Consider the following 13,213-nt stretch of genomic DNA (forward strand, 5'->3'; position numbering starts at 1 on the left):
TGGTAAAACAGCATACGAAAAGTAAGGGTTCAATAAGAAGTAAGTGCGTAAGAGCATGTTATGACGATGCTTTTAGGGAAGAATTGTTGTTTGGTTAACATCATTAACAAAGTGTGCTCGCGCCCTGGTTGGCTACATTACAGGAGTTAGGCATTGTGCCATCATTTAGTCGACCGTCAGTAAGTAATGACAACCCGTACTCTGAGTCATTATTTAAAACGTTAAAGTATCGCCCAGAGTATCCAGAAAAGGCATTTGAAGATATAAGCGCAGCAAGAGAATGGGTAAGCGGGTTCGTTGATTGGTACAATAATGAGCACCTACACAGTGGTATAAAATTTGTGACGCCAAACCAACGTCATTCAGGTTTAGATAAAGAAATATTAGCTAAGCGTCAGCAGATAAATGACGCAGCTAAATTGAATAACCCAAGTCGTTGGTCAGGAAAGTCACGAGACTGGTCAATGATAAATGAAGTAAATTTAAATCCTGAGAAAAAAGAAGAAATGCGGGCGGCATAAAATTTAACTTGAGGCGACAACTAACTTGAAAACTCCGTGATAGGAATAAATCAGTTGCCTGAATTTAAGTAAGGCAACTGATCAGAACTTCTGTGAACGAGTACTAGAGTATTAAATCTGGCTTTATGGATAGAGTTAGGAGTGACAGCGCGGAGCATATTGTGCAAAATAGTAGACGCATTCATGGTGTTTAGTTCTGTTGTTTTTGGCGATTCATAAGATCACAAAACACCATGAATGTTCCCTCACATTCCACATTTTTTAATACTATTAGTTCATTGATATATAAAGGCTAATTCTGGGGGTACTTTAGGTTAACTTCATTAGGCGAGAAAAAATCCCATGGTGTTTACCAACTAGTTGAGCTCGGCTATATTTCACACCATTCAAGAAGTTATCATTTGCATCTAAAATAACACCGTCTAAACTAAACTCAAATCGCCTTACTATGTTTTTTATTCACTGATTTTTTAATAAGATTTCATCAAAAGAGCGATTAATTATTTCTTCATATGAATACCCTAATACAGTACAAAAACGTTCATTAGCATCAATTATTTTAGACTTATCGTTTATAGAGAAAAAAGCATCTCCTCTTTCAGTTCATTTTTAATTCGCTCATATTCGAAAGCAGCAATTTTAATTTGTGAAATTTCACTCCGTAATTTTTTCCTGTGAATTACATTATTTAATTTCTTTTGCAAATGAATGTAAACAGGTTTACAGCTTTGGTAATGGTTAAAATGGAAGCCCAAATTTATTCTTTTTTTACTCTTGAATTGTTCGACTATGGACACAATATTCTAAGCCATGCTACTAGAGCAAATTTGATTGTGTACCAACTTGTGTACCAGAAAGTATAGGGTAATATTATGTCAGAAGAAAAAAACATCACAAAACATGAGTTTGGGTCAGATACAGGTCGCTTATTAAACCTAATGATCCATTCGCTTTATTCAAATAAAGAAATATTTTTACGTGAGCTTGTGTCGAATGCCTCAGATGCGGCTGACAAGTTACGCTTTTTAGCGCTTTCAAATGGTGACTTATACCAAGGTGATGCGGATTTACGTGTTCGTATCAGTGCTGATAAAGATGCAAAAACAGTGACAATTTCAGATAACGGTATCGGTATGACCCGTGATGAAGTTATCAGCTCATTGGGTACTATTGCAAAGTCAGGCACTGCTGAGTTTTTCAAAAATCTAACTGGTGACCAAAGCAAAGATTCGCAGTTGATTGGTCAATTTGGTGTTGGTTTTTACTCAGCTTTTATTGTGGCTGATTTAGTGACAGTTCGCACTCGTAAAGCTGGCGAAGAAAAAGGTGTTGAATGGCAATCACAAGGTGAAGGCGAATACACCCTAGAAGAGATTGAAAAAGAAGGCCGTGGTACAGACATTATTCTGCACCTGCGTGAAGACGAAGCCGAGTTTGCTGATGAGTGGCGTTTGCGTAGCATTGTCACTAAATACTCGGATCACATTTCTACACCGGTACAAATGTATAAAGCAGAAGTACCTGAGTCTGAAGGTGAAGATGGTGAGAAAATCCCAGCTGTTCCAGGTGAGTGGGAAAGCATTAACCGCGCTACAGCACTTTGGACGCGTGATAAGTCTGAAATATCAGAAGATGAATACAAAGAGTTCTATAAGCATGTAAGTCATGACTGGGAAGAGCCGCTAAGTTGGGGTCACAATAAAGTTGAAGGTAAGACTGAGTACACAAGCCTGCTTTATATCCCTAAAAAAGCGCCTTTCGATTTATGGAACCGTGAGCGTCAAAGTGGCTTAAAACTTTACGTACAACGTGTCTTTGTAATGGATGACGCTGAGCAGTTTATGCCAAGCTACTTACGCTTCGTAAAAGGTTTACTAGATTCAAACGATTTACCGCTGAATGTATCGCGTGAAATCTTACAAGATAACAAAGTGACACAAGCTATTCGCAAAGGATGTACTTCACGTATTTTAAAAATGCTTGAACGCATGGCGAAAAACAAAGCTGATGACTACCAAACATTTTGGAATGAATTTGGCCAAGTAATGAAAGAAGGTCCGGCTGAAGATGCGACCAACAAAGAAGCGATTGCTAAATTACTACGTTTTTCTTCAACACATACAGATGAAGAAGCTCAAAGTGTTTCATTAGAGCAATACATCGAACGTATGAACGAAGAGCAAGATGCGATTTACTATGTAGTAGCTGATTCATTCACTGCGGCTAAAAGCTCACCACACTTAGAGATCTTCCGTAAGAAAGGTATCGAAGTATTATTAATGAGTGACCGTGTTGATGAGTGGATGATGAGCCACTTAACAGAGTTTTCTGAAAAACCGTTTAAATCAATTACCCGAGGCGATCTTGACCTAGGTAACTTGGATGATGAAGAAACGAAGAAAGCGCAAGAAGAGTCAGAGAAAGAAGTAGAAGGCTTAGTTGAGCGTATTAAAACAGCACTGGGTGATAGCGTGAAAGACGTACGCTTCACACATCGCTTAACAGACTCACCAGCGTGTGTTGTTGCGGATGACAACGATATGAGTTCACAAATGCAAAAGCTGATGGAATCGGTAGGTCAAGCGGCTCCTGAAGCAAAACCAATTTTTGAGCTAAACCCTGAGCATCAACTTGTTAAGCATTTAAATGTTGAGCAAGATGAAGATAAGTTTGGCCAGTGGTCACATGTACTGCTTGACCAAGCATTGCTTGCTGAACGTGGTACATTAAAAGACCCTGCGGGTTTTGTAACTCGTTTAAATAAATTAATGCTAGATATGAGTAAATAATTGCTAAATTAAGCATTTGATTGAAAAAGGGGCGAAAGTCCCTTTTTTGCATTCTACGGCTAGTTAATTAGTATAAGTTGCTTGAGTATCTGTAGCGCTTATGGAAGAATTCAGGCTTTAAAAATAAATATTACTGAACTGCTTTTTCAGTTTGGTATCAACCGAGGACAATGATATGCGCATTATTCTTTTGGGCGCGCCGGGTGCAGGTAAAGGCACTCAAGCTCAGTTTTTGATGGACAAATACGGTATTCCGCAAATCTCTACTGGTGATATGTTACGTGCAGCGATTAAAGAAGGCACGCCACTGGGTTTAGAAGCTAAAAAAGTAATGGATGCGGGTCAGTTAATTTCTGATGATATCATCATTGGTCTAGTAAAAGAGCGCATCGCCAAAGATGACTGTGAAAAAGGCTTCTTATTAGATGGTTTCCCTCGTACGATCCCTCAAGCTGACGCGATGAAAGAAAATGGCGTAGTGGTTGATCACGTTATTGAGTTTGACGTAGCTGATGAAATCATTGTTGAACGTATGGGCGGACGCCGAGTTCACCCTGGCTCTGGTCGCGTTTACCACGTTGTTTATAATCCGCCAAAAGTGGAAGGTAAAGATGACGTAACAGGTGAAGATTTAATTATCCGCGCCGATGATACTGAAGAAACAGTTCGTAAACGTTTAGGTATATACCATGAGCAAACAATGCCATTGGTTGATTATTATCAAGCAGAAGCGAAAGCGGGTAACACCCAGTATCATAAATTAGATGGTACTCAAGCAGTTGAAGCGGTAAGTCAACAGCTTGGTGAATTGTTAGGCTAATAAACGTCTAAAGTAAAAACCGCCAAATTTGGCGGTTTTTTTCTATCTTTACTATTTTAGTAAACCATGGTGGCTTAAAGCGCGTTCATTGCGTTGATCACAGCATCATAGTTAGGCTCTTTTGATAAATCATCAACAAGCTGCTTATACACAATTTTATGTTCACTGTTTAAAACAAATACTGCACGGGTAAGAAGTCCCATATCTTTAATGATCAACCCATAATTTTGACCAAAGTCACGCCATACTGAATCAGATAAAGCGGTAATTTTATCTATATTCTCGGCTTTGCAAAAACGCTTTTGTGCAAACGGTAAATCCACACTGATAGTAAGCATCACTATATTTGGAAACTTCTCGGCCACTTTTTCGTTGAAATGTTTAGTTTGAATACTACACACTCCAGTATCTAGGCTTGGCACTACACTAATGAGTACAGCCTGACCTTTATAGTCATTTAATGTGATTGGTGAGAAAGAGTCATTGACAACTTTAAAATTAGGCGCTTGTTGCGAAACTTCAACCCCAGTACCAAGTAGTGTAATTGGTTTTGACTGAGCAGAAACTTTACCTGCATCTAAGCTATTTTCAGCTATATTAGCCGCAAAAGTCGCTGAACAAAACGTACATAACGCAAAAGTGATTAAACGAAGCATAAGGTATTTCCTTTAGAATTAACGCAATTGCACTCAGTGTATTATAATCAACACAGTGCACCAAGGTTTTACGCTAATTTAAAATTGTAAATCTAGGTTACATTGATTAACATAATGCAGTAATAAATGTTTATTAGCTGACAAATAATAATAAAGAAAAGTTGTAGGCTTTGCCTTATACAACTGAAACAACAGAGAGAAGTTATGTCAACATCGGTACTAATTTGTGATGACTCAAAGCTAGCGCGACGCCAATTGGCACGTTCGTTACCTGATGATTGGGATATCAAAGTTGAGTTTGCCGAGGATGGTGTTCACTGTATTGAACAAATTAAAGCGATTCAGCCAGAAATACTGTTTCTTGACTTAAACATGCCGCAAATGGATGGCTACGAAGTACTGCAAGCTATTCAGCAGCAATCTCTGTCGGTATTAACGGTCGTTGTTTCAGGTGATATTCAGCCCAACGCACACCAACGCGTGCTTGACTTAGGGGCCATTGATTTTATTCAAAAGCCTTGCGACGCGCAAAAACTTGCCGACATCATTGAGCATCACGGTATTAAAGATAAAGCGATGCGAGAGCGCCTTGCTCATCAGCTTGGTGAGCAGGTTGATCCTGATGTGAGAGATATCTATCAAGAGTTAACCAACGTCGCTATGGGACAGGCAGGGGACTTACTTGCCCGTCTTCTTAATGTGTTTGTTGAGTTACCCATCCCTAATGTGAATATTCTTGAAGTTAATGAGCTTGATATGGCGCTACGCTCCATTGATGCTAACGCAAGTACTTCTGGGGTATGCCAAGGCTTTATCGGTGGTGGTGTATCTGGTGAAGCTCTTTTATTATTAAATGATTCAAGCTTTAAAGAAATTGCTTCACTAATGAATTACCAAGGTGAGCTAAATAATAAAGTTGAGCTTGAGCTATTAATGGATATCAGTAATATCTTAATTGGCGCCATTTTAACGGGTCTATCGCGCCAATTAGACATGACATTTAGCCAAGGCCACCCCGTAGTATTAGGCCAACATTGTGATGTATCAGATTTAGTAAGGGCGAATAAATCCCGCTGGCAACGTACTTTAGCAATAGAGATAAGCTACGGTATTGAAAATCACAATATTAACTGTGACCTTATGCTGTTATTTACCGAAGATTCACTTAAAACTTTGAAATACAAAGTTGCTTACCTACTAGAAGACTAACATTATGCCAGCAGCTGATTTTAACATGAATGAAATCCATTGGTTAATGGATATGTTTAACACCGTCGATGTCGGTTTAGTGGTGCTCGACCGTGACTATAAAGTGTGTATTTGGAATGGCTTTATGGAAAATCACTCGGGTATGTTGCCGAGTGCGGTCAAAGATAAAGATTTATTTGATTTATTTCCCTCTATCGATGAAAAGTGGTTCCGTAGTAAGTCAGAATCCGTATTTATTTTAAAGAATCGCTCATTCACTATTTGGGAGCAACAGCCGTATATTTTTCGCTTCAAAAACTACCGGCCAATCACAGGTAAAGCGGATCATATGTATCAAAATGCGACTTTTATTCCACTTTCAAATACCATGGGGGAGGTAAGCCATATTTGCGTCATTCTTTATGATGTAACGGATGAAGCGGTAAATAAAAAAGAGTTAGAAGAGGTTAACCGCAAGCTTGAACAAATGAGCCAAACCGATGCATTAACCCAACTGAATAACCGCGGCCATTGGGAGAACACATTACGGCAAGAGTTTTTACGCATAAAACGCAATTCAGGTATATGTACTTTATTGATGTTTGATATCGATCACTTTAAGAAAATCAATGATGAATATGGTCACCGCTGCGGCGATGAAGCATTACGCCATATTGCAGACTTACTACGTAAAACCCTCAGAGAAACCGATATAGCAGGACGTTATGGTGGCGAAGAGTTCGCTGTAATTCTACTTGATAGTGATAAAGTAGGTGCTGAGACTTTTGCCGAAAGGCTGCGTAGCTTAATTGAAAACTCATCTGTTTACTTTGATGGACAACAAATCAAAATGACGGTGAGTATTGGCTATGCTAGTTTTGATGAGAGTTTTGAACGTTATGAAAAGTGGATTGAAGCCGCTGACAAAGCTCTATATGCGTCTAAAGATAATGGCCGAAACTGCATTACTGATTACAAAAATTTATAAAGAAAAATGACGCATTGGCGTCATTTTTATTCTGTGCTGTGTCTCGAGTCATCTAACGGGCACTGGCCAAGGATGCTCACATCACCAGTTCCTGATTGCTGCTCTAATTTAACTTTAAATCCCCATAGTCTATAAAGGTGTTTCAACACTTCATCTTGCGATTTTGCTAGCGGAATGTTTTTATGTGGAACATAGCGCAGAGTTAATGAGCGATCACCACGAACATCTACATCATAAACCTGTATATTTGGTTCAAGATTACTCAAATTATATTGTGCAGATAATGCTTCACGCACTTTGTGATAGCCACTGTCATCATGTATCGCGCCCACTTCTAAGGTCGGGTCTTTTTCATGATCAATAATGGTAAAGAGTTTAAAATCTCGAATCAGTTTAGGAGATAAAAACTGGCTAATAAAGCTTTCATCTTTAAAGTTTTGCATTGCAAAATGCAGTGTATCCAGCCAATTACTTCCGGCATATTCAGGAAACCATTGTTTGTCTTCTTCAGTGGGGTTCTCACAAATGCGGCGAATATCAACCATCATCTTAAAGCCAAGTGCATAGGGATTAATACCTGAGTAATACTGGCTGTTATAGGGCGGTTGATAAACCACATTGGTATGGCTTTGCAAAAATTCCAACATAAATGAATCTGTAAGCTTACCTTCATCATATAAGTGATTCAAAATAGTGTAATGCCAAAATGTCGCCCAACCTTCGTTCATGACTTGAGTTTGCTTTTGCGGGTAAAAGTATTGCGATATTTTGCGTACAATACGAATAATTTCCCGCTGCCATGACTCTAATAATGGCGCGTTTTTCTCAATGAAATACAAAATGTTTTCTTGTGGCTCTGAAGGAAAGTGTTGCTCTCGCTTTTTTGTTTCCTGCTGATGTGTTGGAATTGTACGCCATAGCTCATTGACTTGAGATTGCATATATTCTTCACGCTCTTGCTGGCGCTTTTGCTCCTCAAAAAGTGAAATTTGCTGAGGACGTTTATATCTGTCAACGCCGTAGTTCATTAAGGCGTGGCATGAATCAATAAGGTTTTCTACATCATCTATGCCATACTTTTCTTCACAGCGCGCGATATAGTTTTTGGCAAATAATAAATAGTCGATAATAGAGCTGGCATCAGTCCATGTTTTGAATAAGTAATTGCCTTTAAAAAATGAGTTATGGCCGTAACAAGCGTGAGCCATTACCAACGCTTGCATGGGAAGGGTGTTTTCTTCCATTAAATAGGCAATACAAGGGTCTGAGTTAATAACAATTTCATAGGCAAGGCCCATTTGCCCGCGCTTGTAGTTTTGCTCGGTTTGAATAAACTTTTTCCCGTATGACCAATGACTGTAACCAATTGGCATACCAACGCTTGAATATGCGTCCATCATTTGTTCTGCGGTGATCACTTCAATTTGGTTTGGGTAAGTATCTAGGCGATAATGCTCGGCAACGCGAGCAATCTCATCTTGGTATTGTTGTAATAAATCAAATGTCCAATCAGGACCATCACTTATTCGTTTATCGGTCATATAAATACCTCGTTGCGAATCTTACGCTGCACCCTGATGTTGACGACTTTTCTTAAATAGCTCGCGGAAAATAGGGTAAATGTCTCCAACCGTTTTAATATGCTGCATGGCAAAATTGTCATGACTTTGGCAAATGTTTTGATATTCTCGCCAAAGACTTTGGTGTGCACGGGTGGTGATTTCGATATAAGCGTAATACCGTACATCATCAAGTAACTTATTGCGTAATAGTTCAGAGCATTGGGGTGAATCATCAGCCCAATTATCACCATCGGATGCTTGCGCTGCGTATATGTTCCACTGCGACGCGTTGTAGCGTTCTTTAATAATCTCGTTCATTAACTTCAGCGCACTTGAAACAATGGTGCCGCCGGTTTCTTGGGAGTAAAAAAATTCTTGCTCGTCCACCTCTTTTGCTTGGGTATGATGGCGAATATAGACCACTTCAATATCTTTATAGCTACGGGTTAAAAATTGATAAAGTAAAATATAAAACCGTTTAGCCATATCTTTCGTTGCTTGATCCATTGAGCCTGACACATCCATAATGCAAAACATCACGGCTTTGCTGGTGGGGTGAGGCTGTTTTTCATAGTTACGAAAACGCAAATCGTAATTATCTATAAAAGGCACCGCTTTTATTTGCAGTTCTAATTGCGCAATTTCTTGTTCCAGCAAAGTTATTGCAGCTAAATCAGGCTCTGCTTCTGCGAGCAGTATGGCAAGTTGTTCATTGAGCTCGTTTAAGCGACGTTTCTTGCTAGCACTCATGGCAACACGCCTAGCTAAGGAGCCTTGTAATGATCGAACAATGTCAATATTACTAGGCATACCATCGCTACAAAAACCAGCACGGTGGGTTTTCATTTTCACTAATTTATCAAGCTGGTTTTGCTGTAAATTGGGCAGCTCTAAATCTTCAAACAGTAAGTCTAGGTATTCATCTTTTGATATTGAAAAAACAAAGTCATCTTGACCTTCGCCAGAGTCACTTGCTTCGCCTTCACCGGCGCCACCACCTTGCCCCCCTTGTGGGCGTTGTATTTTATCACCGGTAGAGAATTGATCGTTACCTGGGTGTATTTGTTCTCTATCACCGCCTTTGCCTTGATGAAAAATAGGCTCACTAATATCTCGTTGCGGAATAGATATGCTTTCTCCGCTGCTTGTGTCAGTCACACTGCGTTTGTTAATCGCATCAGACACCGCTTCTTTTATTTGCTTTTTATAACGCCTGATAAACCGTTGACGATTTAACGTGCTCTTGTTTTTACCGTTCAGGCGACGGTCTATAAAGTGCGCCATAGAGACCCCCTAAAAGTACATCAGTCACTAACTACTGTGATTTACGAACGCGTAAGTACCACTCTGATAGCAAGCGAACTTGTTTTTGGGTGTAGCCTTTTTCGACCATACGGTTAACAAAATCTTCGTGTTTTTTCTGATCTTCTGCGGATGTTTTAGCATTAAACGAAATAACCGGTAGTAACTCTTCGGTATTTGAGAACATTTTTTTCTCAATCACGGTGCGCAGTTTTTCGTAACTGGTCCACAAGGGGTTTTTACCGTTATTATGAGCCCGTGCTCGTAATACAAAGTTCACTATTTCGTTTCTAAAATCTTTCGGGTTGGAAATACCAGCAGGCTTTTCAATTTTTTCAAGTTCCGCATTAAGTGCTGCACGGTCAAATAACTGGCCGGTGTCAGGGTCGCGGTACTCTTGATCTTGAATCCAAAAGTCTGCATAAGTGACATAACGGTCGAAAATGTTTTGGCCATATTCAGAGTATGATTCTAAATATGCGGTTTGCAGCTCTTTACCGATAAACTCTACATATTGAGGTATAAGGTAACCTTTTAGATGACTCAGGTAGCGCTCTTCAACATCAGCAGAAAATTGCTCGCGTTCTATTTGTTGTTCAAGTACGTAAAATAAATGCACCGGGTTGGCTGCTACTTCAAGGGTGTCAAAATTAAATACCCGAGATAAAATCTTAAACGCAAAGCGGGTAGACAGCCCAGTCATGCCTTCGTCTACGCCGGCATAATCACGGTATTCTTGATATGATTTGGCTTTAGGATCGGTGTCTTTGAGGCTCTCCCCGTCATAGACTCGCATTTTCGAATAAATGCTTGAATTTTCTGGCTCTTTTAGGCGCGATAAGGTGGTGAATTTAGCTAATGTTTCGAGTGTCCCTGGCGCACATGGAGCATTGTAGAGCTCACTGTGCTCAAGGAGTTTGTCATAAATCTTTATTTCTTCAGAAACACGTAAACAGTAAGGGACTTTAACGATATACACACGGTCTAAGAATGCTTCGTTATTTTTATTATTTTTAAAGGTTTGCCATTCTGATTCATTTGAATGGGCTAAAATCATCCCATTGAAGGGCAGGGCACTGATGCCTTCGGTGCCGTTGTAGTTACCTTCTTGGGTTGCTGTTAAAAGTGGATGCAGCACTTTAATAGGCGCTTTAAACATCTCAACAAATTCCATCAAGCCTTGATTCGCAAGGCACAATGAGCCTGAATATGCGTAAGCATCTGGATCGCTTTGGGCAAAATGCTCCAACTGACGAATATCCACTTTACCTACCAGGGCAGAGATATCTTGGTTGTTTTCATCGCCGGGTTCAGTTTTTGCAATGGCAATTTGATTTAAAATTGAAGGGTAGCGTTTTACAACTCTAAACTGGCTAATATCACCATTAAATTCATGCAGTCGTTTAGTTGCCCATGGGGACATAATGGTTTTTAAATAACGTGGTTTAATACCATATTCTTTCTCTAGTAGCTCGGCATCTTCGTTAGCATCAAAAAGTGCCAAAGGGTGATCGTTCACCGGCGAGCCTTTAATTGAATAAATGGGTACCTGTTGCATTAAGTACTTTAGCTTTTCAGCAATCGAAGACTTACCGCCCCCGACTGGACCAAGTAAATACAGTACTTGCTTACATTCTTCTAAGCCTTGTGCGGCGTGTTTCAGATAAGATACTATTTGTTCTATGGCATCTTCCATACCATAAAAATCATTAAAGGCGGGGTAACGTGCAACAACGCGATTGGAAAATAATCGGCTTAACCGAGCATCGGTTGAAGTATCAACCATTTGTGGCTCACCAATAGCCATGAGTAATCGTTCAGGGGCGCTGGCGTAAGCTGCTTTGTCTTTTTTACAAATATCGAGAAATTCTTCGATACTGTACTCTTCTTCTTTTGCTGCTTCGTATCGTGATTGATAATGCTCAAATATACTCATAGTAGAAACCTCCGAAAACCCGCTAAAAAAACCAGTTTTGAATGAAAGAAAAAAGCAAAGGTTAAGTTAAGGGTAGTCACGATTTTGATTCTTTGCGCAATAAAATTAAGAATTTAATTGAAATATTCTCACAGTGATAAGATTTAGTTATGAGTGCGTGTGACACATAAATGCCAGGCATAAAAAAAGACGCCGTAGCGTCTTTCTATCAATTTTTAACTAACTGCTAAGTTAATTATGCGAAGTTTGCGTTCGCGAATTCCCAGTTAACAAGTGACCAAAAACCTTTTAGGTAGTCTGGACGCACGTTACGGTAATCAATGTAGTAAGCGTGTTCCCACAAATCAACAGTTAGGATAGGTGTAACACCTTCGTCAGTAAGTGGAGTTGCAGCGTTAGACGTATTTACGATGTCTAATGTGCCATCAGCAAGTTTTACTAACCACGTCCAGCTTGAACCGAAGTTGTTTACTGCTTTATCATTTAATGCATCTTTAAATGCGTCGAATGAACCCCATTTTGCGTTGATAGCATCAGCAACCGCGCCCGTTGCTTCACCACCGCCGTTTGGAGATAGGCTGTTCCAGTAGAAAGTATGGTTCCAAATTTGTGCAGCGTTGTTAAATACGCCACCAGTTGAAGAACATACGATTTCTTCAAGTGATTTGCCTTCAAATTCAGTACCTGGGATCAAACCGTTAAGTTTAGTCACGTAAGTGTTGTGGTGCTTACCATGGTGAAACTCTAAAGTTTCTTGTGAAATATGTGGCTCAAGTGCATCAATTGCATAGGGTAGTGACGGTAGTTCAAATGCCATTTTTTATCTCCATCTTCTTTTGGTTGATAGTCCAAATAGTAATAGTTAATACCTGCACAAACAGGGTAGTTACCTATACCAAATGGGATTATAGTGTTACTATAATTGTTGAGTATTTTACTCAAGTTTTAGCAAACAGCAATGCCAAACAGCGTTGCAAATGCAAGACTATTTCGATTGTGGCTTTATTTGCCCACTTTAAGATACATATATGAGGCTAAATGAAAATTTTTCAAGCCATGAATATGTTCAGCTATCGTCACTTTGAGGTTGTAGATGGAAACCATTGATAAAATTAAACAGCAAATTTCTGAAAATCCAATTATCCTTTATATGAAAGGATCGCCTAAGTTACCAAATTGTGGTTTTTCTTCACAAGCATCTCAAGCACTTATGTCATGCGGTGAACCGTTTGCTTATGTTGATATTTTACTCAACCCTGATATCCGTGCTGAACTTCCAGCATACGCTAACTGGCCAACATTCCCACAACTATGGGTTGAAGGCGAGTTAATCGGTGGTTGTGACATTATCATCGAAATGTTTCAACGTGGTGAATTACAACCATTGATCACTGAAACAGCTGCAAAATATAAAGAAGCAGACGCAGAATAACCTTCTCGCGAATGTTTAA

General features: G+C 39.5%; 10 protein-coding genes and 2 pseudogenes. 6 read left to right on the plus strand and 6 right to left on the minus strand.

Annotated elements, in window-relative coordinates; translation table 11 throughout:
- Positions 1 to 128: 128 nt before the first annotated feature.
- Positions 129 to 521: pseudogene (locus QMA12_RS17300) on the plus strand (integrase core domain-containing protein); the annotation flags it as partial.
- A 459-nt stretch (positions 522 to 980) separates the two neighbouring features.
- Here the strand turns inward: QMA12_RS17300 and QMA12_RS22235 are convergent.
- Positions 981 to 1,100, minus strand: a pseudogene (locus QMA12_RS22235) (PAS domain-containing protein); the annotation flags it as partial.
- 293 nt (positions 1,101 to 1,393) lie between these two features.
- On the opposite strand from QMA12_RS22235, the gene htpG reads away from it, so the two are divergent.
- The gene (gene htpG, locus QMA12_RS17305) at positions 1,394 to 3,310 is read left to right on the plus strand and encodes a molecular chaperone HtpG (protein ID WP_290210764.1); all 1,917 of its coding nucleotides are present in this window, start codon (positions 1,394 to 1,396) and stop codon (positions 3,308 to 3,310) included.
- A gap of 175 nt (positions 3,311 to 3,485) precedes the next feature.
- Positions 3,486 to 4,130 carry an adenylate kinase gene (gene adk / locus QMA12_RS17310; protein ID WP_087533681.1) on the plus strand — a complete coding sequence of 215 codons (645 nt, stop codon included), beginning with the start codon at positions 3,486 to 3,488 and terminating at the stop codon, positions 4,128 to 4,130.
- Between the two features lie 74 nt (positions 4,131 to 4,204).
- On the opposite strand, the gene tpx is transcribed toward adk, so the two are convergent.
- A complete protein-coding gene (tpx, locus tag QMA12_RS17315; protein ID WP_290210765.1) occupies positions 4,205 to 4,786 on the minus strand; it encodes a thiol peroxidase in 582 nt (193 codons plus the stop codon).
- 204 nt (positions 4,787 to 4,990) lie between these two features.
- Between tpx and QMA12_RS17320 the strand changes: the two genes are divergently transcribed.
- Complete coding sequence (locus tag QMA12_RS17320) at positions 4,991 to 5,995, plus strand: response regulator (RefSeq protein WP_290210766.1); 1,005 nt, start codon at positions 4,991 to 4,993, stop codon at positions 5,993 to 5,995.
- Positions 5,996 to 5,999: 4 nt separating this feature from the next.
- Entirely contained in the window at positions 6,000 to 6,962 is a 963-nt protein-coding gene (locus tag QMA12_RS17325) for a diguanylate cyclase (protein WP_290210767.1), read from the plus strand.
- 26 nt (positions 6,963 to 6,988) lie between these two features.
- Here QMA12_RS17325 and QMA12_RS17330 read toward each other — a convergent pair whose 3' ends face one another.
- The 4 genes from QMA12_RS17330 to QMA12_RS17345 form a co-directional block, all read right to left on the minus strand.
- Positions 6,989 to 8,503 (minus strand): SpoVR family protein, encoded by a 1,515-nt coding sequence (locus tag QMA12_RS17330; protein WP_290210768.1) that lies wholly within the window; start codon positions 8,501 to 8,503, stop codon positions 6,989 to 6,991.
- A 21-nt stretch (positions 8,504 to 8,524) separates the two neighbouring features.
- Positions 8,525 to 9,808 carry a YeaH/YhbH family protein gene (locus QMA12_RS17335; RefSeq protein WP_290210769.1) on the minus strand — a complete coding sequence of 428 codons (1,284 nt, stop codon included), beginning with the start codon at positions 9,806 to 9,808 and terminating at the stop codon, positions 8,525 to 8,527.
- A gap of 31 nt (positions 9,809 to 9,839) precedes the next feature.
- Positions 9,840 to 11,762 (minus strand): PrkA family serine protein kinase, encoded by a 1,923-nt coding sequence (locus QMA12_RS17340; RefSeq protein WP_290210770.1) that lies wholly within the window; start codon positions 11,760 to 11,762, stop codon positions 9,840 to 9,842.
- Positions 11,763 to 11,997: 235 nt separating this feature from the next.
- Complete coding sequence (locus QMA12_RS17345) at positions 11,998 to 12,579, minus strand: Fe-Mn family superoxide dismutase (RefSeq protein WP_087533674.1); 582 nt, start codon at positions 12,577 to 12,579, stop codon at positions 11,998 to 12,000.
- A gap of 276 nt (positions 12,580 to 12,855) precedes the next feature.
- Between QMA12_RS17345 and QMA12_RS17350 the strand changes: the two genes are divergently transcribed.
- A complete protein-coding gene (locus tag QMA12_RS17350) occupies positions 12,856 to 13,194 on the plus strand; it encodes a Grx4 family monothiol glutaredoxin (RefSeq protein WP_016709200.1) in 339 nt (112 codons plus the stop codon).
- The last annotated feature ends 19 nt before the right edge of the window (positions 13,195 to 13,213 follow it).

The organism is Pseudoalteromonas sp. APC 3893 (genome assembly GCF_030408095.1).
In the GTDB taxonomy this organism is placed as follows: domain Bacteria; phylum Pseudomonadota; class Gammaproteobacteria; order Enterobacterales; family Alteromonadaceae; genus Pseudoalteromonas.

Coding starts and splice junctions, on each gene's coding strand:
- QMA12_RS17330 (WP_290210768.1), bottom strand. CDS start 8,503: ATGACCGATAAACGAATAAGTGATGGTCCTGATTGGACATTTGATTTA.
- QMA12_RS17325 (WP_290210767.1), top strand. CDS start 6,000: ATGCCAGCAGCTGATTTTAACATGAATGAAATCCATTGGTTAATGGAT.
- QMA12_RS17320 (WP_290210766.1), top strand. CDS start 4,991: ATGTCAACATCGGTACTAATTTGTGATGACTCAAAGCTAGCGCGACGC.
- QMA12_RS17350 (WP_016709200.1), top strand. CDS start 12,856: ATGGAAACCATTGATAAAATTAAACAGCAAATTTCTGAAAATCCAATT.
- htpG (WP_290210764.1), top strand. CDS start 1,394: ATGTCAGAAGAAAAAAACATCACAAAACATGAGTTTGGGTCAGATACA.
- QMA12_RS17345 (WP_087533674.1), bottom strand. CDS start 12,579: ATGGCATTTGAACTACCGTCACTACCCTATGCAATTGATGCACTTGAG.
- tpx (WP_290210765.1), bottom strand. CDS start 4,786: ATGCTTCGTTTAATCACTTTTGCGTTATGTACGTTTTGTTCAGCGACT.
- adk (WP_087533681.1), top strand. CDS start 3,486: ATGCGCATTATTCTTTTGGGCGCGCCGGGTGCAGGTAAAGGCACTCAA.
- QMA12_RS17340 (WP_290210770.1), bottom strand. CDS start 11,762: ATGAGTATATTTGAGCATTATCAATCACGATACGAAGCAGCAAAAGAA.
- QMA12_RS17335 (WP_290210769.1), bottom strand. CDS start 9,808: ATGGCGCACTTTATAGACCGTCGCCTGAACGGTAAAAACAAGAGCACG.